This window comes from Methanolinea sp. (genome assembly GCA_016699325.1).
Lineage (GTDB): Archaea > Halobacteriota > Methanomicrobia > Methanomicrobiales > Methanospirillaceae > UBA9949.
Genome location: CP064971.1, coordinates 1,769,672 through 1,792,839 on the forward strand (window position 1 = coordinate 1,769,672; position 23,168 = coordinate 1,792,839).

The 23,168-nt window shown below is 51.0% G+C and carries 24 protein-coding genes and 2 pseudogenes; 9 read left to right on the forward strand and 17 right to left on the reverse strand.

Annotated features, from left to right (window positions below; all coding sequences use genetic code 11):
• Positions 1-4 precede the first annotated feature (4 nt).
• Positions 5-316, forward strand: a complete 312-nt coding sequence (locus IPI71_09260; GenBank protein ID QQR70815.1) for a hypothetical protein — start codon at positions 5-7, stop codon at positions 314-316.
• On the opposite strand, the gene IPI71_09265 is transcribed toward IPI71_09260, so the two are convergent.
• The 4 genes from IPI71_09265 to IPI71_09280 all read right to left on the reverse strand — a co-directional run bounded on the left by IPI71_09265 (position 289) and on the right by IPI71_09280 (position 4,549).
• Positions 289-720: a hypothetical protein gene (locus IPI71_09265; protein QQR70816.1), complete on the reverse strand. Its 432-nt coding sequence runs from the start codon at positions 718-720 to the stop codon at positions 289-291. The genes IPI71_09260 and IPI71_09265 overlap by 28 nt on opposite strands.
• Positions 721-735: 15 nt before the next feature.
• Positions 736-2,589: a tetratricopeptide repeat protein gene (locus IPI71_09270; GenBank protein QQR70817.1), complete on the reverse strand. Its 1,854-nt coding sequence runs from the start codon at positions 2,587-2,589 to the stop codon at positions 736-738.
• A gap of 105 nt (positions 2,590-2,694) precedes the next feature.
• A complete protein-coding gene (locus IPI71_09275; protein QQR70818.1) occupies positions 2,695-3,252 on the reverse strand; it encodes a bifunctional (p)ppGpp synthetase/guanosine-3',5'-bis(diphosphate) 3'-pyrophosphohydrolase in 558 nt (185 codons plus the stop codon).
• Positions 3,253-3,646: 394 nt separating this feature from the next.
• A complete protein-coding gene (locus IPI71_09280) occupies positions 3,647-4,549 on the reverse strand; it encodes a hypothetical protein (protein QQR70819.1) in 903 nt (300 codons plus the stop codon).
• 463 nt (positions 4,550-5,012) lie between these two features.
• Between IPI71_09280 and IPI71_09285 the strand changes: the two genes are divergently transcribed.
• A complete protein-coding gene (locus IPI71_09285; GenBank protein QQR70820.1) occupies positions 5,013-5,450 on the forward strand; it encodes a hypothetical protein in 438 nt (145 codons plus the stop codon).
• A 19-nt stretch (positions 5,451-5,469) separates the two neighbouring features.
• Here IPI71_09285 and IPI71_09290 read toward each other — a convergent pair whose 3' ends face one another.
• Both IPI71_09290 and IPI71_09295 read right to left on the reverse strand, forming a co-directional pair.
• A complete protein-coding gene (locus IPI71_09290; protein QQR70821.1) occupies positions 5,470-6,876 on the reverse strand; it encodes a hypothetical protein in 1,407 nt (468 codons plus the stop codon).
• Positions 6,869-7,594, reverse strand: a complete 726-nt coding sequence (locus IPI71_09295; GenBank protein ID QQR70822.1) for an ABC transporter ATP-binding protein — start codon at positions 7,592-7,594, stop codon at positions 6,869-6,871. Before IPI71_09295 ends, IPI71_09290 begins: the two co-directional genes overlap by 8 nt.
• 133 nt (positions 7,595-7,727) lie before the next feature.
• Here IPI71_09295 and IPI71_09300 point away from each other — a divergent pair, with 133 nt between their 5' ends.
• Positions 7,728-8,645, forward strand: a complete 918-nt coding sequence (locus IPI71_09300) for an ATP-binding cassette domain-containing protein (protein ID QQR70823.1) — start codon at positions 7,728-7,730, stop codon at positions 8,643-8,645.
• Positions 8,645-9,391, forward strand: coding sequence for an ABC transporter permease (locus tag IPI71_09305; GenBank protein QQR70824.1), 747 nt, complete (start codon positions 8,645-8,647; stop codon positions 9,389-9,391). The genes IPI71_09300 and IPI71_09305 overlap by 1 nt, the downstream gene beginning before the upstream one ends.
• An 80-nt stretch (positions 9,392-9,471) precedes the next feature.
• On the opposite strand, the gene ligD is transcribed toward IPI71_09305, so the two are convergent.
• The 6 genes from ligD to IPI71_09335 all read right to left on the reverse strand — a co-directional run bounded on the left by ligD (position 9,472) and on the right by IPI71_09335 (position 13,330).
• Positions 9,472-10,404: a non-homologous end-joining DNA ligase gene (ligD, locus tag IPI71_09310; protein QQR72017.1), complete on the reverse strand. Its 933-nt coding sequence runs from the start codon at positions 10,402-10,404 to the stop codon at positions 9,472-9,474.
• Between the two features lie 79 nt (positions 10,405-10,483).
• Positions 10,484-11,224: a hypothetical protein gene (locus IPI71_09315; GenBank protein ID QQR70825.1), complete on the reverse strand. Its 741-nt coding sequence runs from the start codon at positions 11,222-11,224 to the stop codon at positions 10,484-10,486.
• Between the two features lie 80 nt (positions 11,225-11,304).
• Positions 11,305-11,553, reverse strand: a complete 249-nt coding sequence (locus IPI71_09320) for a HEAT repeat domain-containing protein (GenBank protein ID QQR72018.1) — start codon at positions 11,551-11,553, stop codon at positions 11,305-11,307.
• 311 nt (positions 11,554-11,864) lie between these two features.
• Positions 11,865-12,302, reverse strand: coding sequence for a YkgJ family cysteine cluster protein (locus IPI71_09325; GenBank protein QQR70826.1), 438 nt, complete (start codon positions 12,300-12,302; stop codon positions 11,865-11,867).
• Positions 12,303-12,434: 132 nt separating this feature from the next.
• Positions 12,435-12,785, reverse strand: coding sequence for a hypothetical protein (locus IPI71_09330; GenBank protein ID QQR70827.1), 351 nt, complete (start codon positions 12,783-12,785; stop codon positions 12,435-12,437).
• Positions 12,786-12,991: 206 nt separating this feature from the next.
• On the reverse strand, positions 12,992-13,330 hold the full coding sequence (locus IPI71_09335; protein QQR70828.1) for a type II toxin-antitoxin system PemK/MazF family toxin: 339 nt from the start codon (positions 13,328-13,330) through the stop codon (positions 12,992-12,994).
• A gap of 141 nt (positions 13,331-13,471) precedes the next feature.
• Between IPI71_09335 and IPI71_09340 the strand changes: the two genes are divergently transcribed.
• Positions 13,472-13,660, forward strand: a complete 189-nt coding sequence (locus IPI71_09340) for a PspC domain-containing protein (protein QQR70829.1) — start codon at positions 13,472-13,474, stop codon at positions 13,658-13,660.
• 184 nt (positions 13,661-13,844) lie between these two features.
• Positions 13,845-14,231, forward strand: coding sequence for a translation initiation factor eIF-1A (gene eif1A, locus IPI71_09345; protein ID QQR70830.1), 387 nt, complete (start codon positions 13,845-13,847; stop codon positions 14,229-14,231).
• A 61-nt stretch (positions 14,232-14,292) separates the two neighbouring features.
• Here eif1A and IPI71_09350 read toward each other — a convergent pair whose 3' ends face one another.
• From IPI71_09350 to IPI71_09370, 5 genes and pseudogenes are all read right to left on the reverse strand, one after another.
• Positions 14,293-14,523 (reverse strand): DUF4277 domain-containing protein, encoded by a 231-nt coding sequence (locus IPI71_09350; GenBank protein QQR70831.1) that lies wholly within the window; start codon positions 14,521-14,523, stop codon positions 14,293-14,295.
• A 160-nt stretch (positions 14,524-14,683) separates the two neighbouring features.
• Positions 14,684-14,995 carry a tetratricopeptide repeat protein gene (locus IPI71_09355; protein ID QQR70832.1) on the reverse strand — a complete coding sequence of 104 codons (312 nt, stop codon included), beginning with the start codon at positions 14,993-14,995 and terminating at the stop codon, positions 14,684-14,686.
• Between the two features lie 443 nt (positions 14,996-15,438).
• Positions 15,439-16,542 carry a hypothetical protein gene (locus IPI71_09360; GenBank protein ID QQR70833.1) on the reverse strand — a complete coding sequence of 368 codons (1,104 nt, stop codon included), beginning with the start codon at positions 16,540-16,542 and terminating at the stop codon, positions 15,439-15,441.
• Positions 16,543-16,622: 80 nt separating this feature from the next.
• A pseudogene (locus IPI71_09365) lies at positions 16,623-16,901 on the reverse strand (ATP-binding protein).
• On the reverse strand, positions 16,829-17,116 hold the full coding sequence (locus IPI71_09370) for a hypothetical protein (protein ID QQR70834.1): 288 nt from the start codon (positions 17,114-17,116) through the stop codon (positions 16,829-16,831). Before IPI71_09370 ends, IPI71_09365 begins: the two are co-directional and overlap by 73 nt.
• A gap of 754 nt (positions 17,117-17,870) precedes the next feature.
• Between IPI71_09370 and IPI71_09375 the strand changes: the two genes are divergently transcribed.
• From IPI71_09375 to IPI71_09385, 3 genes and pseudogenes are all read left to right on the forward strand, one after another.
• The gene (locus tag IPI71_09375; protein QQR70835.1) at positions 17,871-19,718 is read left to right on the forward strand and encodes a hypothetical protein; all 1,848 of its coding nucleotides are present in this window, start codon (positions 17,871-17,873) and stop codon (positions 19,716-19,718) included.
• Positions 19,719-21,596 (forward strand): annotated as a pseudogene (locus IPI71_09380) (ATP-binding protein).
• Between the two features lies 1 nt (position 21,597).
• Positions 21,598-23,088, forward strand: a complete 1,491-nt coding sequence (locus IPI71_09385; GenBank protein QQR70836.1) for a hypothetical protein — start codon at positions 21,598-21,600, stop codon at positions 23,086-23,088.
• The last annotated feature ends 80 nt before the right edge of the window (positions 23,089-23,168 follow it).

The following is a 23,168-nucleotide window of genomic DNA, read 5'->3' on the forward strand; positions in this document are numbered from 1 at the left end:
CGTCATGGTCCTGGAGACGGCCTTGGAGAGCCATCGAAGTGAGCGGTTTATCCAAATCTCCCCAGAGATTTCTCAATTAGAACCCGGCATAGGTAATCGTTTTTTCAGAACAGCCAATGCAGCCATATTCTGCTCATTTTTCGAAACCAAGTTCAGGGAAATCGGTGTAAAAGCCGATCCCCGCGATCTGAAGTTCCATTATTTGACCCTTAAGGGTGCGGAGAGAAGGGGGATACTTGCCTATCCCCCGGCGCGACGCAAGGGCAGGGGAGTAGGGTATGACAATACCTATGCCCCTCCAACCATGGATTTGTAAATTGTTGCCAGTCGCTGGAGCATCATGGTGATATGACCGCTTTCAAGGACAGAAAGGAGATGCCCCTCGCAAAACCGGTCTTTCCTGATATGAATAGTAAAAAGACGTCGGATTGTCGTCAAATCTGCGGTTGTAATCAGTTCAGGGTTTTGAAAATATTCAATCGCGACATGCTGCCATGAGGGCCAGTCAAAATCAACGATGAAGTGGTGAGAATAGAGGTCCCGATAAAATTCCATAACCTCCCCGGAATAATCTGCCCAGGGTAACGCCCCTTTTTCTTCTATCATCTCCCCAAAATCATATCCCGGCTGCTCAAATAATGGGAGATAGGAAAGGATTGCCTCGAGATCCTGTGTATCGACAGGAGTGGATTCATCAACAATTCCAGTTCCGCGTATCATGCACCCTCACAGTGGTTATGAAAAGAATGCTAGGTTTTCTAGAGGGATTCCATCCGGCTGGTCCTTTGATTTTTCGTAGTTGGATCGGATGAAATAAGTTTCAAATGATCCATCGGGGATCACTGAAAGTGCAGCCTGGAAATATCTTGCCCCTTTTGCATTCCGTCCAGAACGGCAATGGATCACCCCTATATTATTCAGCGCATAGAAATTACGGGTGTCGAGTTTCACGGCTTCCCGGAATGTTGCTAGCGCCTCCTCGAACTCCCCGATCTCGTAATGGCTGCACCCTTTCCGGAACCAGATCGCCGGTTGGTTTAGATCAAGAGAGAGAGCATTCCTGTACGAGTCTATCGCCGCCATCCAGTTCTCCTGATCATATTCGATATCGCCTCTCTCGGCCCATGCCAGGGCGCTGTCTGAACCAGATTCGAGTTCTTCCAGGTTAGCCTCTCTCCGGACAATGCTGAACGCTTCTTCCCAGGCTTCAACAGATTCGTAGGGGTTCCCCATGGCCCGGTAGGCGCACCCCATCAAATACCAGGCCATGTCGTCATCAGGGTTCTCATTGATTCTCTTGTAATACGCTTCTATGGCCTGTTGATAATCCCCAGCATCAAAAAAGGTGTTGCCTACTTCTATCCAATGCGGAGGCCGGTATCCCTCCTTGCTCCAGGATTTCCGGATATTTTTTGAAAGACATACTCCGATGATTTTGTAAGAATAGAACGTGCAGGTATCAGCATCGCTTTCAGACAACACCCGGCCCTGTTCCTCGGAATATTCGATAGCCTCTTTGTATCTGCCTTCATCAACCAGTGATTTTATCTTTGCTTCATATGCGGCAATGCGATCATCTGCCTCCCCCTTTTTGTGACTTCCTGTCCGTTTCCTCCGGACCTTTTTTTGTTTCCTCTTCGATGTTTTCTTCATGGGTAGGGTGTCGGGCTTTCCGGCAACTGGCGAAGGAGAAGGACTCGCGACAGTTTCAACGGGGTCGGCCCCTTCTTGGTAAACCTGGTCAAAGGTGGAGACATCAAAAAAGCTGAGTTCACCAGGCTCGTATTCTCTGATCTCGCCACTCCGGATTCCTGGTTCAATCTCCTCATCCATCCAGAATTCCCAGAGCTCTTCATCGCCATCCCGGATTACGCCAAAATATTGCTGATGGAGCACTCTGATCTCCTCTCCGGGGCTGTCCTCTGATGAGGAAACATCCTGGATTTCCTCACACCAGGTAGCAAACCACTGTTTGCCGAAATTCGTGCCGAATATTTTCAGAACGGGGTACCCATCGATGGTAAGGGTTCCACGATCCAACCGGTACATCGGTTTTTCTTCATCTGCCCTGTCATTCCGCCCAAACATTTCATTTGAGGCTTCCACCATACCGGAAAGGCTTCCCTCCCGAATCCACTGCTCTTCATCGGTATCTGTATAGCGGAGGAATAGGAGATATGCTCCATATGGGGTCCTTTTTATTATTGCTGCCGCGTGTCGTCCGTCATGAAGGTAGTCATCCACAATGATACCTTCTTTTCCGTTGAGGAAGGCCCTGCTGGTGATATATTTGATCCCATGATGCTCTTTTATTCCTGCAGGGAAAGCATGAGGGTCAATAAAAACCGAATCATCAGGGCCAAATACTATTAACGGGTGGAGTTTTCCCCGTAACTGTAATTCAATGAGAAACTGACGACATTCCTCCGACAGTGTTCCATCCTCCCGAAACGGTTCTTTTGGATAACCGATATAGACTATGCCTTTGTCGAACCTGACACCGCGCTTTTTGGTGAAGATAATTGGAATTTTCTGATGGGCACATGCATGCCATCTCTTCACGATATACGGGTAACGTACTTCACTCATCAGATGCCCGGAAATAACTATTACACGGTCGATATAAAAATGGTCTGATTTTATCCCGTTGCGATTCTCACTTGGTTTTTCACCTCATATCCGGATATACGGATGTCACTCGTGGGCACTCTCAACGAGATTCTCCAGGGTCTGAAACGCATCGCTATATCCGGATGCCTTCGCTGCATCACGCAGTTTTTCTACAATCAATCCCGATTTACGATAATAGGTGGCTTTAAATTCCTCATCACGGCTGTCCGCATCAACAAGGTTGTCTATCCTGTCACAAATTTTCACCAAAATCGCTTCCGGAGGAGAACTGAGTATCCTGTCGAGAGAATCAGGCATTTGTGCACCTCCCGGGAGATCAGGGTTTTTGGTCAGTGCCATGACGATTGCATGAATGCTTTGTATATCTTCAGGAGGAAGGGGAAGGCTTTGAAGGGTATCTTTGGCATGTATGCAGGCGTCTGGAGTGCAGTCTTCGAAAACATCGTGGAGCCATGCAGAAAGGACTGCGATGTGGCCGCCACCAAAATGTGAGACGAGGGCTGCCACGCGGGCAGGATGGACGATGTAGGGGGTAACACCGTCTTTTCTCGTCCGCCCGGAATGAGCCTTCGCCGCCGCCTCGGACACAATTTGTATCGCGGATAAATGGTTGACATTCATTAAAAGGACTTACCTTCGATAATTTAACTTATTTGTGTCCTGTTGGAATTATGTGAGATAACCCGGAGTGTGTAATTACCTAACTTCGCCACTTTTCAGTACTTCCATCAAATTTAAACGACTTAACCCAATTCGCCAGAAGCAATTTACCAGTGATTTGGCGCCTCCAGGCTACCATATCTCTTGATAAAATCTCCAAGAATTGGGCGTATTTCTGGGGAGAAGTTGGAAATGATCTTGACAGGATACCCAAAAGAAGGGTATATGATCGTAAGTGTCAAATTCGTGAGATAATTTTTGAGGACTTTCAGATTTTTCACGACGGGATCTTTACAGAAAAGTTGTGTCAAACTCACCAGGACTTTGGTGAGGAAAACGATCAACACGCACCCGATCACCGCGTGTTTGGACCAGTGCCGGATCGGCCGGGCTCGGCTCCTTCTTTGAGGTCCCGGATGAACTTCTCTGCACGGTCACGATTCTTGTAGGCATTCAGGATGTTTTCGGGATCATCATCGATGGTTGATTCAAGCACGAAGAAACCTTCAAGACCGGTTACATAGGGGTTGGGGATATCGCCAATGATCTTCTGGAGATGACCACGGGCGATGATCCAACCCTCAGGAGCGATATACTGGCCGAGATCTTTTCCGCGTTCAACCTTCTTTGTGAGAACCTTCCCCTTCTCCAGGTCTTTCTCAAGTTTCCTTGCTTTCTTCGTCAACTGGTCACAGGCCAGGTCGTCACAGAAAAATATGTCCCGGACTTCTTCGCCATCCCGATATTTGACACATGAATAGACCCGGTTGCCAGAAACGAATGAAACCTGGCTTTCTTTCCTGGCATGGTAGATCGTTATCTCGTTCCGGTATGGTCCTTTCTTCTTTGCTTTCAGGGTCAAATAATGGAACTTCAGATCGCGGATCCTTCGTTTGTTATCCTGGGTATTCCCTCCACAGTCAAACACCAGAAGACTGCCTTCAGGAAGAACGCTCGAGCATAACCGGATCAGCATCTGCATATGCTTTTTATCCTGAACATTTCCTTTCTGGATGGTCAGCATCGTCGGTATGTTATTGAGGCCGACACTGATCCCAAATGCGATCTGGAGTTTCCCTGGCTGATTGTCCCGGGAATACCCTAACTCCCCCAGCGGACATTTTGTCCCCTCAAAGTAACTCGAACTGAAGTCCACGAACTGGGTTGGATCCACGAGGCTCTGCTGGGAGATCCAGCGTTGAAACTGGTCAAGAACAATCGACTTTCTTTCTCCCAGTCGTTCCAGAGTCCGATACAAACTCCGGTCTGAAATTGTATCTTCAAACCCCAGTGTCTTGAGAAGTTCGTCGGGGGTAAAGTCCAGAATCTTATTGATCGATACCGATTGATTGAGTTTGTTGCTGATGAGAGCTTTACGGATGGTATGAATGACTTGCTTCGACCACCAACTCCGCCAAGAACTGATGCGAAAAAGTTGGTCTCCGAATCAATTTTATCGATTAATGCTATATTACCTAATGAGAAGGCTGTGTTTTTTTGCATGAAATTATATAAACACTACCTTCTCATCCTTCTTCTGGCGAAGTCAGGTAATTAGTAGATGAGACAAACCGCAATGGGACTCCACTGGTCCAACTCGCCGGAGGGCTCTGCCACGAGTGCAGGCGGGGGATTTACCGGGTACAAAGAGGTAAATGAAGCGATATTCATAGTTACCGGGGGTTTTTTCCTGGTCGGGATCGTCCCTGTCCTGATCTTTGGTGGGAATCGGGGGGGGCCTGACCGCTTTGTTCCTCATCGGCCCCCTAGCGGTCATCGCGCTGGCTGCCTGGGGGGACCCCAGGATCGCTTATGCAAAGGTCATTGAAAAAGATCCCCGATGCGTATGCCGGGCATGCCGCGAAACCGTGCACCCATCCCGTTCCTTTCTGAACCGGCATTCCTGTGTCTCGTACCGGGATGTGACGCAAGGCGAACGAGCATCACTCATCTTCTCGATCATCCATCTGGTGGTGCTTAACATCCTCTGCGAGGTGCGGGTGCCGGTTCCGGCAAGGAGAGCAGGAGCATGCACGGGAAATTGCCCGGTGACCCTGGTGAAGAGCGCCGGAGAGAGAAAGAAATCCTGCTCCGGTTACCCTTTACCCTGGTGCGGGGTAATGCCCCGGCGGGTAGCATGGGCCTACAGGCACAGCTAATGAACGGCGGAGGATTGCCCTAGGTGAAGGCCTTCTCCCAGCCCTCCCATCGCGTATACGACGCACGGACGAACAGGTATGCCGGGAACAGCAGCCCCAGGCTCCCGAAGGCGTACAGGGTATTGACCGACGCTGCACCGATCAGGCCGAGCAGGACCGGCCCGACAAGGACCACTGATGCGGCAAGCACCCTGGCGTCGTAGACCATCACCGACGGCCAGAGCCCGGTCAGCCAGACCATGACCGAAACGGCATAGAGGGATACTGAGAGGGCAAGGACGGTCGCCGGCAGGAGGCTCCCGTAGTCCCCGGAGGCGACCGCCCCGGCCAGGACCGCGGTCACGGTCAGGGGCTGCAGGAACAGGAACGTTACGAGCTTGCTCCTGATGAGATCTCCGGTTCCCAGGGGGAGGAAGGTGTAGCCTGCAATGGCATCAAACTCGGTGACCCAGGTGTAGGTGGTGGCCCCGATGATCCCGGCCACCCCGGCAAAGTTCACCAGGACCGGGGTAGACGGGAGCACCCGTGCGAGCACCACCAGGGTGACCCAGATGAGGGCGAGGGGGAGGGCAAAAGAGAAGAGGGACTGCCCGACCAGCCCGCCGCTCCTCCGGAGGTCGAGGAGGTCTTTTGCCACCATCGGCCCGGAGCGAAAGCCCGTCAGCCGGGAGACCAGGGGAGTAAACCGGTCAGGGAAGTGCTTCTCGCTCCCGGGGTACTCGGTGGTCATGAAGAGGATGGCGAGTGCGAACGGGACGGCGACCACCACCAGGGAATACAGCAGCAGCCCCGGTGAAAAAGCCCTCGAGAGGGCATAGGGCGGGAAGAGGTATACCGGGTCGGCCGGGCCGGCCACGAGCAGGAGGACGGCAAGCAGGACCCCGGCGGCGATGACCCCGGCCACGAGCAGCAGCGACCGGGTATAGATCGTGGAAAGGAGGAAGACGAGCGCAAGTCCGGTGAGGAACGAGAGGGTAAGGGTGAGGGTGATGGTGCCGATGATGGAGAAAGGGATTCCGGACCACGGGGCAGCCAGGGCCGTCCCGCTGATGAAGGGCAGGATCCAGAGGATGAAGTAGTAGACCGTGTCCTTTACCACAAAAACGGTGAAAATCCGGCGGTCGGAGAGGGGGAGGGTCCGCGAGGAGTAGGCGATCAGGCTCGCCTGCCCGAACCGGCGGTTCATCACCTCCTGCCCCAGCAGGCCGAAACCGCCGACCATGACCCCGAGCAGGAGGAACTGGGCGTGCACGACGAACGAGAGGGCCGGGCCGGGGATGACCTCGCAGAGGAAGGGCCGGGCCAGGGAGCCCATGAAGGTGATGGTCCCGATCAGCACCGGGAAAAGGGCGAAACTGAGGCTGCCGAACATGGTGGCATGGAGACGCCACTCCTCCTTCATCATGGCAAAGAACAATTCACGCATGGCCGCCCTTCCCTACCGTGTCGAGGAAGAAGTCGGCGAGGTGTCCTTTCCGGGAAAGGATCCCGGTCACCGGGCCGGCGTGCACCAGCCGGCCCTGGTGGATGATGGCCACCTCCGAGCAGATCTCCTCGGCAACCTCCAGGATGTGGGTTGATAGAAAGATGGTCCCGCCGTCACGGACGTACTCCTTCAGGTAGTCCTTGACCGCCTTTTGCATGATTGGGTCGAAATTGATGAGCGGCTCATCGATGAGCGCCAGGACCGGGTGGTGGAGGAAGGCCTGGGCAAACATCAGCTTCTGGCGGGTGCCCCGGGAGAGGTCCTTGCAGAGCACGTCCCGTTTGTCCGAAAACTCGAGGAACTCAAACCACCAGTCCGCCTTCTCCTTCACCGCGGTGATGTTCCGGACATGCCCGACGAAGGCGAGATACTCCTCGGCGGTGAGGAAACTGGGGGGCGCTTCCTGTTCGGGGATTATCCCAACCTTTTCCCGGACCTCCACGGGATGTGCAACCACATCGATGCCAAGCACGCTCGCCCTGCCCGCCGTGGGCTTCACCTGCCCGGTCAGAACCCGGATCATGGTTGTCTTCCCTGACCCGTTCGGGCCAAGCAGGCCGAAGAGCGATCCTTCTTCCACGTCGAGCGAGACCTCATCGACTGCCCTGAGGTCGCCGTAATGCTTCGAGAGCCGGTATGCCGAGATGACTGCTGCCATGAAACCAGGGCCTCACGAAAGAATACCAGTACCTGGGGCGGATGGCCGGTTATCTCTTTTGCTGGCAGGAAGATTACGTCCCCCAAAAGCAAACCAATAACTGACCAGCCCTGGAAATATCCCTGAGCAGCCTATGCCGTCTATAATAGCCCGTCACCTGACCCGGCGGTTCGGGGCGATCACTGCGGTAAACGACCTCTCTCTCACCGTGGACAGGGGGGAGATCTTCGGGTTCCTCGGGCCGAACGGTGCCGGCAAGACCACCACCCTCCGTCTCCTGACCGGGGTCCTGGTGCCCGATGAAGGCACGATCAGTATCGCCGGGATCGACCTGCGGTCCGATCCCCTGGCTGCGAAGCGCTGCATGGGCATCATCCCCGAGAACAGCACGGTCTACAGCGACCTGTCCGCGCTCCAGAACCTGCTCCTGGCCGGCAAGCTGTACGGTCTCTCGCCGGGTGACCGGGAGCAGCGGGCGTGGGCCCTGCTCTCTGACCTGGGTCTTTCGGACCGGGCACGCGAGAAGGTCGGGAACTTCTCCAAGGGCATGAAGCAGCGGGTGAGCATCGGGTGTGCCGTGATCCACGAACCGGCGGTGCTCTTCCTCGATGAACCCACGAGCGGGCTCGATGTCCAGAGCAGGCGCCTGGTGGTGGCGATGATCCGCAGGATGCACGAGCAGGGATCGACCATCTTTCTCACCACCCATAATATCGACGAGGCAAACGCACTGTGCACCCGGATCGGCATCATCAACCGCGGCATCCTCGCTGCCACGGACCGGCCGGAGGTCCTGAAACAGACTTTCGATACCACCCGGTCCGTGGAGGTCTCCTTCACCACGGCAGTCGACCCGGAACGGTTCTCCCATCCCTCGGTCCTCCGGGTCGAACCGATGGGGGACAAGTTCCGCATCTTCACCAGGAACCCCGATGAGGTGGTGAAGTCCATCGTCACCCGTGCCGATCAGGACCGGCTGGTGATCGCCTCCCTGAACACCCGCGGGCCCAGTCTCGAGGAGGCATTCCTCGCCATCACCGGGGAGTCCTGATGGAGATCGGCCTCTTTCTCTCGGGGGCACTGGTGGTGGCCGAAAAAAACGTCCGGATCTACTATACCAAGCCGCCGGTATTCATCTTCGGCCTGCTCTTTCCCCTCTTCCTCTTCATCGCCTTTTTCATGGGGCGGGGACTCGACCTTGCCGTCTTCTATCCCGGGTTCCTGGCCATGACCCTCTTCTTCACCGCCTCTTCGGTCGGGCCGATCATCACCCCCTGGGAGAAGCGGGACCGTACCTACGAGCGGCTCCTCTCCTACCCGCTCATCGTGGAAAGCATCATCCTTGGCGATATCCTGGCCGGGGCATTCTTCGGTCTCGTCATCTCGCTCGTGATCTGGGCCGGGAGCCTGCTCGTCTTCTCCCTCCCCCTGGGAAACCCGTTGCTCGTGATCGCCGCATTCATCCTCGGCACCGCCGCATTTGCCTCCCTTGGGACCCTGCTTGCCTCCCCGGCGACAGATACCCCTTCCACGATTATGATGCTCTCCACCCTGGTCCGCCTCCCCCTGATCTTCATCTCCGGCATCTTCATCCCGCTAGCCAACCTCGGAGTAGCGGCAAAAACGCTTGCCTTCCTCTCACCCCTCACCTACCTGGTCGATCTCTTCCAGGGGGCGATGAACGGGGCAGCGGTCATCGGGCCGGCTATCGATATCGCGGTCCTCCTTTTCTGGATACTCCTGTTCGGTGCCGGGTCGGTGTACTTCCAGCGGCGGAACCTGGTGAAGGGGTTATGATGCCCCAGGGGCCCCGTCCCGGGCGGACTCTTCATCGCTGAACCCTGGTCCGGGGACCCATCCCCGGGACGGGTCTCCGGTCACCGCGGCTGTTCGCGTACCACGTCCCTGGGCGACCTGTCGTCCCGGAGTCCAACGAACCGGGGGTGGCGGAGCCTGCCCTCCCTAGTCCACCCGGCGAAGGCCACCTCGCAGACCAGTTCCGGGGCAATGAAGTGCTCTCCGCCCTCCGGCCTTTTTTTATCGGCAAAGGGCGAGGCCTCCTGCTCCAGCAAGGCCATGTGCCTGCCGAGCTCCCGGAGGCTTTTGTCACCGAAACCGGTTCCGACCTTGCCGGCATAGACAAGGTCGTCACCCCGGTAGTAGCCGAGGAGGAGTGCCCCGAAACCGTGACGGCTCCCGCCGGGGTCGGTATAGCCCCCGATAACGAACTCCTGCCGGCTGGTGCATTTGAACTTCAGCCAGTCGGTTGACCGCCGGTGCAGGTAGCGGCTGTCCGCCCGCTTGGCGATGATCCCTTCCCAACCCTTTGCACAGGCTTCCTGCCAGTATGCCACCCCGTCCCCGTCCCGGTGGGTGGTGAAGCGGACCGGGTCCCTGAAGGCGAGAGCGTTCTCCAGGAGATCCTTGCGGGTGCGTAGGTCAAGTCCGCAGAGGTCGCAGCAGTCCAGGTACATGAGGTCGAAGAGGTAGAGGTACACGGCAACCCTGCTTTGTTCCGCCGCTTTCCGGTCCACGGTCTGCATCCGTTCCTGCAGGCGGGAGAAACTGGAGACCTCCCCGTTGAAGGCCACGATCTCTCCGTCAGCGATGAACCGTTTCTCGCCGGTGTCCCGGAGCGCTCTCTCCAGTTCGGGATAGGTATCGTTGAGCCTCTTCCGGTTGCGGGAGAGGAGGCGGACCGCGTCTCCTTCCCGGAACACCAGGCAGCGCTGTCCGTCGAACTTCTGCTCGAAGATCCAGTCTTTGCCCATTAACCCTGGCTGAGCCAGGGTGGCGAGCATCGGCTCCATCCATGCCGGCTGGCCGCATCGGACAAGCCTCTCTTTTCTCCCGTCGTCCAGGGCTTCAAGGAGGGGGTGCACGAAAAGATCACGCTCCGAACCGTGCAAGGGTTGACTGGTCCCTGGAAAAGACCGGGTCGCCGGTCTCAAGATCCATCCCGTCGCGGGCAGCCATGACCGTGATGCCGTAATCGGCACCGAGCGCCGCTATCTTCTCCTCTGCTCCGGGGGGGTCTTCAAAGAACCAGCTCCCGAAATGGACGAGGAGGATGCGGGATGTGAAAGGAGAAAATAGGCGGACCAGGTCCGGGATCCCGTTGTGTCCATAGAGGACCCCGGACCCGGCATCCCTCCGGATGCGTCCGCCCTTCTGGAAGAAGCTGCCGTCGGTGATCACCAGGTCCACCGGGTCGAAGAGGTGGTGGTACTCCCGGTTGATCCAGATCAGGTCGCCGGTATAGAGGACCGATTCCTCTCCTTTCCGGACCAGGTAGGCAACCGATTTCACCAGCTTGCTGTGGTGGGTGGGGATGGGGGTGATTGTGTAGGGGCCCAGGGTGAGCGGGTCCCCGATGACCTCGATCGGCACCGTTCCGTCCCCTGCTTCAGGTCCATGGATGGGGATGTCCACCGGGAAAGGGTCGGTTACGAAGAAGGCGTGGTCCGGGTGGAGGTGGGTGATGAAGATGTGTCGGGGTGCAAGGTCGAGGAACTCTTTTTCACCGAGGTCGAAGAGGAGGGTGCTGTCCACGAGGATGCCGGAACGGAGGGAATGGCCCGGGGCCGATCCCTCAACTTCCCCCCGGGTGCCTAGGATGGTGATGTGCATGGTGGGCGTTGGAGGTCAGTCCGTTCCAGGCAGGCTGCCAGGGACCCGTCCCCGGCTGCTGCCGGGCTGCATTGGCCGGGTCACCGTCCCTCTTTCTGGTGGAGCGATGCGGTCACCCGGGCATAGGCGAGCGATGCCGCGGTCCGGACCAGCGCTACGGGGTCATCGAACTGCAGTCGTTCCAGCACCTCGCTGACCTGCTGGCCGGGGAAGCCGGAAAGTGCCACCACCGCAGCCCGACGCACGTACTCGTCCCTGTTGTCAAGGGCTGTCAGAAGCCCGGTTACATCACCGGCATCTTTCATCTGGTATACTTCAGTAAGGCTCATGGTTCTTCTCCAGCCAATCGATATGCCGACGTACCTATAAAGGATGTGGTGGTGACAGGCAACGCCCTTTTGCGGGACGGGCGGTATCCCCCGGGTGAGAGCGTTCCCGGCAGGAGCGGACCGGGTGCTGTCGGGGCAGGCGATATGCGCCATCACCGGGGCGGAGAGGGGGCTGGCCGGCTCTTGCCGGTCCGCCCTCCCAGGGGATGCATCCAGGAGGGGGACCCGTGCCGGACGAAGATCGCCTGCTGGTCCGCCCTTCCAGGGGATACACACTCGTAGGTGGAGGAGGTCTTTTCCCGGCGCCTGGATTACCGTATGACGGTGTACCCGAAACTCCGGAGGATACGGATGACGTTGCGCTGCCACTCCTCGTCGTTGTCCCGGTCCAGGGGGCGGATATGGTTCTCCCAGATATGGCGGAGGAGGTCGTCGTCGAACGAGACATGGCCAGCCTGCATCACCCGCCCGGCCCGCCGCCCACGGGCGTCCTGGATAAGGAGGATCCAGCACCCGTAGACCCGGCAGAGTTCCGGGCGGGTGAGGTGAACGGTGCAGAAGGCCTTGCCCCCGGGGTCGAACCGGAGGAACGGGCAGGCGTGGGGATAGCGTTCAAAGACGGCCCGGTCGAGGAAGAGCGGGAGCATCTCCGGTGCTACCTGCACCTCGGTCTGGTCACCGAGGTACTGGTTCCTGACCGTGAAGGCGTACCCCCCGTGGTCGGCAACGATCTCAAATACGTAACCCATGCGGGTACAGCACTCCCCGCATTGCTGGCAGGAGAACGGCATGCCCGGGACCTGTCTCAGGGTAGGGCAGGGAGGGGGATAGAATTTGTGCCGGTTCCGGGAGGACACCGGCCTGTTCCCGGCGGGGTCTCCTCAACCCGCTGTCGTAAACGTTCCCCGCCTCATTAGCCCGTGGGCTGCGGTCCGGACCGGGAGGAGCGGGGCCATGGCCGCGGGCAGGGAGAGCCCGGCCACCCCGCTAACCGGGAGGGCGGGGCGATGCCCGGGGTATGGCGTGCCCGTGGGATGGCGGGCGTGGAGGTAGATCCCGCCCATGGCCAGTCGCGGTCCTCCTACCACTTCCACCGCTGGGGAAAGGTACGTGCCCGGGCCTGGAGGGAGCGCCAGGGCATGGACTGCTCTCCCGTCAATGCCTGCGCTGATGGGGAGGGTGTGGCCGGCATCGGGAGGATGAAGGGTCCAATTGGGGAAGTGCATTGCCATACAGAGCACTCCCAGGGGTCATGGGGCAGGCCACCGTGGAACCGGCATCCGGGCCGGGAGTCCTCCTCCCGGTTCTGCCGGGCGGAGAGCGACCGTATCGCGGAGGCAACGGTGGGGCCGGGCAAGCAGGATCACCGGGGGTCATGGCGATCTCCCTTCGCTACCGTGTCCGCGGGTCCGCAGGCGTTTGCCGTCCCGGCAGATCCTTACCTTCGTTCACGCCTCCCGGACCCCTGCAGTATCCTTTCCACGGCGCCAGGGGAGAGCCGTCCTTTCTTGCCGACGACCTCCCTGGCAGGTACCCGGCAGGCATGAGACGGGAGGAGGTAACTTTCTCCAAACAGATCGAGCCCTCCTTCGGCAAAGTCATCCAGCCCGAGCGGGAGGGCTGGTGCCCCGGCCGGTGGCCTGCTCGAGACCGGGCATACCAGGAGGAACCCCTGGTCGCCGGTCCCGATGACCACGACAGGCCGGACCTTCCCGGCCGCCCTTCTCCCCATCCGGACCGGGACAAGCAGCACATCGCCGGGGTAGTAAGAGCCCATGGTGACTTCGAGAGAAAGGTCGGGGCTCTTGTGACTTAATTCGTTTCCCCCCCCGGCAGGTGCGTCCCTGGAGCATGTGGCCGGCAGAAGGGCCGGTCCTGCTCCACGAACTATTTATTTTCCCGGAGCAACTTTTCCTGCATGAAGCGGCTCTACCGTTCACGGACCAACCGGTTCCTCGGCGGGGTCTGCGGCGGCCTCTCGAGCTATGCCGATATCGACCCAAACATCCTCCGCCTCCTCTGGGTAGCGCTCACCATCATCTCGGTCGGCATCGGCATCGCGGTCTACATCGCCGCCTGGATAATTGTCCCCGAAGAGCCGGAATAGGCCAGCGTAACGGCATGACACCGCCGGCCCGTCACGTCCTGCGACTCCCCGGTGGCACCCGGTTTTCCCTGCCCCCCGGCCTGGGTGTCGATGAAGCATCTCCGGGTTAGCTCCGGTGTCGGTATTTCCTCATGAAAACCCGGCCTGGCCTGACCGGCACGTTAAAGGGTGGGGAGCCCCCATTATGTATCACGACGAAATCGTCTTCAGACGGAGGTGTTTTACATCGTCCGCCCCAGGAGTTGTTGTACTGTCTGCACCACATAATCCCCGGAACCCAGGACCCGAGCCGGAAATTGTCCGTGTACGGCTGCCGAAGAAGAAATACCAGGAACAGTTCGCCCGCGCCGAATCGATGCTTGGTGCAAACCACATCTCGGTGCGGTGCTCCGATGGCATCACCCGCCTGGGCAGGATCAAGGGGAAGATCAAGAAAAGGCTCTGGATCCGTGAAGGCGATCTCCTGATCATCATTCCCTGGAGCTTCCAGGACGACAAGTGCGATATTTCCTACCGGTACACCCGTCACCAGGTCGAATGGCTGCAGCGTAACGGGCACCTCAACCTCTGATCCTTTTTGGTGAAAAGGCTCAGGGGGTTTTACTCCGGGTATGCCGGTGTCCTGCACAGGATCAATTACCCGGTGATTGGAATTTAAGTTTAAATTTGAGGAAGAGTTCGGTTGAACTTTCCTCGTAAATCTTATCCAGAGTCCTCCCAAGAACATCATCATCCAGGTCTTGGGGTGAAACTCCGGGTCCGAGCAATCGTTCTATTGTTCGATTGTTGAAGAATTTCGGGAAGATATAGAGCCTCTTCTCGTTGAATCCGAGTGCATTCATAATCGTGGCTCTGAGCACCACGGAATGCGCTAATTTATGAAGGCCTTGTTTTCGGGATTACTTCGTCTATTATCCAATCTATCCCAAGATCATCATAGATTCCTGCAACAATCCCGTGGTGGGCTACGATGGCAGACGAAAATCTCATTCTGCTTTAGTGGTTATGCAGAAATGAGCTAAGTTAAGCATCTTCGTTAGATCTTATTCCGCGATTATTCCATGCCGAAGTATAGTTTGGATCGAGTGCCAAAGCCTTGTCATAGGATACAATGGCTTCCTCAATGTCCTCGAACTCAATCCGTGCGGTGTATCCCTCGCGGCTTTTACTCACGGGGTTCTGGGGGACGCCGCCGACATCGTAGGCGGTGCAGCTCCATGGATTGCCGGAGATGATCCCGAAGACCAGGGTGTTGAAGGTCGTGATGTCTGCAATCGGCGTAGTCAGTTCGCGGACTGCAGTTTTCGTAATGCTCTGCTGGACAAAACCTCCCATTTCTTGCTTGCTCCTGCCCTTTACAGGGCTGTGAGCAGATAAAACGCGAAACAGAATATAGTTTGAGCGGGGTTGGTGACGGGGCTTATTTTAGTAGGGGATTGCGGAATGGAGGGATTTGGCGAGCACTGATAGAGAGTGAACAATCTCGCTTGGATGGAATTATTATAGTTTATAGTTTTACAATTTGTTCATCGAGATAAAATTGTTTTAGTTCTTCTCCTGTCATTGAACAATCTACCAGCTCACAGAATTGTATGTAGGATAATCTGACCTGCTTGGCCATTTTGTGCATTAATTCGTCGCTGATTTCCTTTTTCCCATAGCTAATGAATGTAAAAACCGATGATTTCTTTCCATCAACGTAAAATGTTAGACGTGCATGGGATGATTGAGTTTGTCTAAAGCCTTTTTTTTGTAAGGACTTGGCGATAGAGTAATTCTTACGCGTAACCAATAATATCGCCTTCCTTATCGAGTAAGGATATTATTTTGGCTCTGAATTCAACTGCATCCTTTGTCAATGTTTTTGGATCGAATTCAACATACTCATTCCATAGTTCAGCAAATTCCTCATCAATGGATTTCAATGCGTCTTTTAGTGATTGCGAGGTCACTAAAAGATGAAAAACGTCATTTGAAACGATATATTCATCATCCTCATATTGGATCTCAAGAAAAATCGGTTGACTTAAGGGTATTTGCCTACCCTTAATCGTAACTTGCATAAGCGGAAAGTGAGGTATCTTTTCGATTGCGCTGTCACTTGTTAGTTCAATACTCCTATTATCCTTCAACCGCCCAATGACGCTCACTAGGTTACCGACATTAGTGATTACAGTTTTTTCCATTTCGGGTCGATATTTACATGTAAATTCGCCTTCGGGGGTGTCAATCTTGCATTCGCGTTTTTTATCAACCCGCAGCTGCACAAGGCGACCAACGATTGTCTTTTCAGTCGGCTCCGGAATCTTATGAAGAGCCCGCTGGATAACAGGTTTTCGTAAGGGGTCAAGATGGAACGGTTTTATTTGACCGAGACCGATTTGAACGCTATATGGTGTTTGGACATCCGGCCAGAGATGGTTGAGTTCCCATATAACTCGATAAGCCCGTGGCTCTTCTGGTATTTTTTCGGAAATACTTCCTGCGATATCTACATCATTTTGCGCAATATGTACAACTTCGTTAGTAAGCGTGATGGCCTGTTCGCCAAGTGTGTCGAATTCAGGCAATACCTGTTGAGTATCGGCAATCCCAAGATTAGCATCTATACTTCCCATCTTCAAATTTCGGACAACAAGGGTATAGCGCTCTTTTACAGAATTAGGGAAGTCACCACCGGTGCGATATTTATTACCTTCAATAAAATCGCCGATGACAAAGAGAAGGTTCTGGATGCTCTCAAATTTTTCTGCAACAATGAGTGCAGGGATCGGGGCATTGGGATCTTTTTCAGATTTAATTATTATATCGATCTTTTTCTTATTTTTTGAAAGCATTGTGTTTTCCTCATCTATCAAAGGGGAAAATCGGATTTCAATCAACAATCTTTTCTAGTAAGTTAATAAGGTTTTTCCTTGGAGATTGACAATAGTTGTTGCCATTAATCGGTAAACGCCTTTGCCCTGAACCCCTGCCGTACCGCCTTGTATCCTAAAGCGAGGACAAGGTGGGTCTCCCCGACACCGGGAGGTCCGAGGAAGACCACATTCTCTGCATTGTGGATGAACCTTAATGAGGCAAGATCACGGACCACCGTGGGGTCGAGGGAAGGCTGAAAGCTCATGTCAAAGTCCTCCAGTCGCTTCTCCATCGGGAACCCTGCCAGCCTCATCCTAAATCCGAGTGTTCGATCCTCCTTGCTCTCCAATTCTTGGTCAAAGAGGTAATCGAGAACCTCCAGACGGGATCTTTACAGAAAAGTTGTGTCAAACTGACCAGGACTTTAGTGAGGAAAACGATCAACACGTACCCGATCACCGCGTGTTTGGACCAGTGCCGGATCGGTCGGAGCTCGGCTCTTTCTTTGAGATCCTGGATGAACTTCTCTGCACGGTCACAATTCTTGTAGGCATTCAGGATGTTTTCGGGATCATCATCGATGGTTGATTCAAGCACGAAGAAACCTCCAAGACCAGTTATATAGGGGTTGGGGATATCACCAATGATCTTCTGGAGATGACCCCGGGCGATGATCCAACCCTCAGAAGCGATATACTGGCCGAGGTCTTTTCCACGTTCGATAAAGGCTATTTTTCTTCAAAAAATTATCAACTTGGTGTGTTGAACTATAAGATTGTCCCGCTCATATTCCCACGAAATAATCTTCAAAATTGAGAAAGCGTTCAGTAAAATGTGTTATCCGCTTTCTGTGTATTCCCGACATGATGGGAAAAAGATTAAGCGTGAATATGAGAGTATGAGAGTCTTCTTGCCAGGCTAAAATGTGAACTGAGTCAGTGGACTGACTATCTCGGTATTCGCTCTTTGATCGAAGATTTCTTTAAATCGGTCAAAGATGCGCTCTCTCTTCAGAGATTGCACAGATATTCACGGAGCTCTATTGTCAAATTCGTTTGTATTGATGTACTTTTATCCGGGATGATTATTTTAACCGGATTTCGCTCAAAGAAGCAATTACAGGCCTTGGCTGAATGGTAATCCTGATAGGGGACTATTAATGCTATATTACCTAATGAGAAGGCTGTGTTTTTTAGCATGAAATCATATAAACACTACCTTCTCATCCTTCTTCTGGCGAAGTCAGGTACAAAGTCAAACAGATCCATGACCCCAATCGAAACTACCCTGAAGAGACCAATAACATTAATCGTGATGTTGAGAATATATTTAAAAAAATTAAGATGATTAAATGACGGAACGGCCAACAATTTCAGATATTTTTGCGTTATATGATAGTGCTTTGAATCAAACGAGGAAAAAAATCGATGATAACTACCGAGATACTTATCAAAATTTGGAAATATTCTATGAAAATTTTTTAAAGAATCACGTAATTAACTACAACCCCCATTTCAAAAATGAAGCATTTCGTCGCGATATGCATAGAGAGTTACAACAACGCCATCGAGTTAATTCTCTTCGATTTTGGGCGATAGATGGAGCCTGTTTAAAAGTAGAGACTTCGGATTTGGCAATTTTTTATGGCGGAGCTTATGTGGTAAGAGGCGAATTGGGTTTACAGGATACCCCTCCTTTATTATCCTATCGAGAATCCGAACCTGAAGATGACAGCAGTCTCGTAGCCTATCTACCATTAAGCCCGGAGGATTTAACAATAATAGATCCAGAAGATCGTTTCATTGTGAGTGATTCAGACAGGATATCTCAATCTGGCTTGGATATATCCCTTATGCTCTTGGCCGAGATCTTTCTTTTATACCGTGGAGCATCGGGAATAGATCGGCCTCATCTATTACTATGGGACAATTCTTTATCATCCGTACTTGCAAATGCTACCCCAAATATATTACATCTAAATTTTGCAGGGGCAAAAATTGCAGATGAAGTTATTTATTATCCGGATCTTCTTGTTGGATTCTCGAAACCGTGGAATACTAAATTGGATTTACCATCGAAAAAATCCCATGGATTATGGAGTAGAGCTATTGCAAAGATATTCCAATCGGAAGAAAAGCAGTTAAGGATCACCAAATTTGCAGAAGAATCAAATTTGCCTGTTGAAAATGTAATTAATCAAATCAAGATTATTTGGGAATGTGATAAATACGGTAAACGAAATCCCAGCGGAAATCCTAAAGATGCGTTAGTCAAAAAGCAAGACGATCTTTTAACCTTAAATCCTGATTATTATCACTCCCCGGCGAAAATTGAGCGATTGTATTTGCATTTTTGCAATCGCTTTTTCCGCGATAAAGATCCGTCTGTCCTCTTGTATGAATATCTCGATTATAATGGATTATCTCGTACCAGATTTTTATCTTTAGATGAAATTTCGTTTCTTCTGGGTATTGGGTTAAGGTTGACCTTTGAATACTGTTGGAGAAATGGGGTAATGCTAATTGGTATAGCAAAAGATTCAGCATCAACGTATTTTACAAATCATTATCTCGGAGTGATGAAATCAAAAGGGATATTCCATTTCGCTCCAAAATTGCTCCCAGGAACGGACAGATTAACTTTCGAAAGACTTCCACTTATCGATGACGGATTAAAAGGGCCATGGGGATCAACTGAATTCGACTCTGTTTTCATGACATTACGCATGAAGAGAGACTGGGGAGATACTATGGCCACATTACAGGGTGTGAGAGGCAACATCCTTGTTAGTCCTAATTTGATCATGAGGTCGCTCGTTCAATTTTATCTCGATAATCAATCTCCTATGGAACCATTGATGAGCCATGTGATATTTATGGATAGGCTTGTTCATCCTTCTCCTAATCAACCATCTCGAAAAACTGTGATTGAGAGAGATCGTGAATTGGGGACAGTGGAACCATTCTTTTTTGAAAATAATTCTATAATTAATAGAGAGCAGGAATTAGCAGTTTATCTGCTTTCTGTTCTCACTAGGAATGTTTTCCCTGAAGTAATTGGGTATCCCGATCCTCTTCACTACGCAGATCGAGGAGCGAAGTCGGTGTTGAGAATGGTAGAACCTATGCTTCGTTCTTCTGAACGAATTAACAGAGTGAATCCTATTCATCGAAAATTTAGACAAAACAGGGGTGGATAAATGACAGATGTAGTAAAAAATCCTTTTGACGATGAAAGATTATGTGGGGCAAAAACAGCGTTAGTTGAATTTAAACCTGATAATCAAGGTCGATATCAATTCCGATTATCGTGTCAATATACCAGGATGGGGCTTGATTCTTTCCAGGTCGGAGATTTAGTAGCCATAGAAAATTACTCTCCTCCCAATGAGGGCGATATCACGTATTCGATATTATCTCTTACTCAAGTCTATCCTAGTCATTTTGCGACACAAGGACCTGATGCTTATCCCGGACATGTGTTCGAATCGATGAGGTCGATAAAGGAAGATTGGGAAAAGCAGGACGACAAAATTTTGTATCCAACCACAACAATCAATGCTTTTGCCGTTTCTACCGGTTGGCAATTTCGATATAATTCTTGAAAAAATACTGATTTACCCGATCTAGAAATGGAAAAAAATCTACCAATGGTGGGAGCTGAAGTTCGACCAATCAGTCGGGATATGGTTGATAAAATAATTAATCAAGGGATGGAGGAATGTTCTGAATCTCCATTTAATCACAATAAATTTGTAGACATAAACATTAAAATCGATGATGAAGCTCTTCTCACCACTCATTTTGGAGTATTTGGTTTTACAGGTGTAGGAAAATCTAACCTCGTATCTTCATTAGTTACTTCATTATCCGCAAAAGAAACACGAAAGCCCTCAAATGTTGTAATTATAGATCCAAATGATGAATATTTGGGTCTTCTGATTGATCATTTTAAGCATAGTATAATTCCGATGATTTATATCCACGTCGGGACGGATTCCCTTCCTGATCCAATAATAAATGTATTAGGTTGTCAAGACGCCCCGCCGGACGGTGTAGTCGAATTGCTATATAAACAGATGAAATTGCCCTCTAAATTAAAAAATGATGACAAACTCAAAGGATTTATAAAAACAGGATTGGCAAACGCCATTCAACATACCAGAATTGCACTCCCTGCGAAGGATTTAGCTACCTTTATTAGAAATACAATTTTCCAAACAACAGAAACAAAGACTGGTGCAGCAGTAAGAGATGTATTACAGGATGTTGAACGTCAGTGGACCACTGGTTTAGATGGGATCCCTATCACAGCCGATGCACTCCAACATTCAGTGGATATTATAGGAACTCCAATTGGCTTTTTGACTCCAATTGAAAACGGACGATTAGGTGGACCTGGATCATCAAGATTTGGAACAGCGCAGGGTGTAATTGAGCGAACATTAAGGGCTTTGCTTCGATTAAAGGGACAAATGCGTTCAACTCCACCTCAAGCAATTATTCCTACATCTGAATTAATCCAATTATTGAATAAGGGAAATAGTCAAATCATAATCATCACCGGCCGTCGCGATTCTGAATTAAAAGCATTTGTCCAGGTATTTGGCAATGAATTATATGAATCAAGAAGGAAAGAAGGGCTATTGGAGCCGTTTTGTGTTTTTCTTTACGATGAAGCAGATTTATTTATCCCAACTGAAAAAAGCGACGCAGAGACTGAACAAATTAAAGAGTTCTGTATTACGCTAGCAAGAAGAGGGAGAAAGTTCGGGCTGGGTATTGGTATCTCCACTCAAAGAGCTTCACAGTTAGATACTGAAGTAATGGGGAATTTACACACCTATTTTGTTAGTAAATTGCCAAGATCATATGATCGAGATAAAGTCGCTGAAGCTTTTGGGATTGGTCAAGAACAATTAACTCCAACATTTACCTTCAGACCCGGGAATTGGTTGATAATAAGTCATGATGCGACGGGATTAAAAGGCGTCCCTATCCCGGTGACGGCTGAAAATGCTAATGACAGAATTAAAAATTCTTCATTAAATACATCTAATCCAGCCAAAGGGACATAAAATGCTCGGGAATAAATTAATCCCCCACTTTGTGGCAGATCGACCGATGAGTCTTCGGATACTTTCAGGTCTAGATATCCATACCCATCCCGTCCATTTCGGCCTCATGCTTCAAGCATGCGGTTCTGAAAATTATCGTAATATGGTATCGCGATTTCCGTGTCTTGAATTGGAATATTGTAGCGTTATACATGGAAAATGCCCTTATAATGGAGATATCTCAAGATGTAATTCTGGACAAATAGTAAAGAAATTAGTCACAACAATTGCAGACAGTGGCGTATTTACGAAAAATGGCTCATCTATTGATTATAATGAACTATTTGCCCGTTACCAATCAATGGGTGTTGAACGAGGGATAATTTTTGATGAATTAGGGGATTGTACCGCAACAATTGTTAGTGCAAAGAAAGGGCTGGATATCTATTCACAAAGAAGTTATTCGTTCCAATTGCTTGGAGTCACTCAAGGGAGAAGTCCAGACGAATACCTGAAATGCTATGAACAACTTGTGAAACTTGGTTTTACCGAAATTGCTATCGGTGGACTACTGACAAAAAAAGTTAACACAGCTCGTTATGCCCATTCGAATAAAGAAGAGATTGAAGATATTGTCAAGAAAATAAAATCAGAATGGAATCCTGATCGTCTTTTTGTTTTAGGAGTGTATAATCCGAAAAGACACGAATTTTTAGAGAATCTTGGCGTACATGCAGCTGATTATAAAGGATGGATTTTCCAATACACTCATCGATTTCCTGATCCCCATCTACATCACCTTGACAGAATACTCCAGACGCAGTCTTTTATCGAAAAAAATATTTTTTCACGTATGAGCGGAAAACCTGCAGTTGAGAGATCAATTCACAACATCAGTATAAGTTTGAGTGCTAATATCCAGGTAAAAGGAAGGAGAGTATATGTAAAAAATGGAAAAGGAAACCATTCTCATACAACCATCAATCAGATAGTAGTTATTTCTTGTGGGAAAACAAAAAAACAAGTTCCATTTTGCGAATCTAAAGAAGCTTATCTCGGCAAATCATTTTTGATGAAAAGGAAATTTGCTGAGGCAACAAAATTACCGTGGTTCATTTTATCAGCAAAATATGGACTTCTTCGGCCAGAAACCATAATTAATCCAAATTATGATAAAACAATAAAAAATAAAAATGACATTAATATCCTTGCGAATGTTATTCAAGACCAATTTCCGAGATTTTCAGGATTGAATGATGTGAAAGAAATTGTTTTTCTTGGGCCGATATCTTATTTAAAATCTCTAAGAATTGCTTTGAATGGAAATAATGAAATTATTATCAATCATTTAACGGAAGGACTCAATCAGGGAAAAGCTCTTCAAAAAATAAAAAAACTTCTTCAAGAAGAGGAGCAAAATGGGTTTATCAGATTGCCAATAGAATCGACGCAGAACAGTGAAACGAGAATCCAAGAAAGATTTACTTTAAATACTGCCTCTTGCAAGGAGTGACAATATACATCAATTAGGTACCGTCCCTAATAAGCTGTAATTTCAGATCCTGTATCCGCAGAGGATATCTCACCCGCATC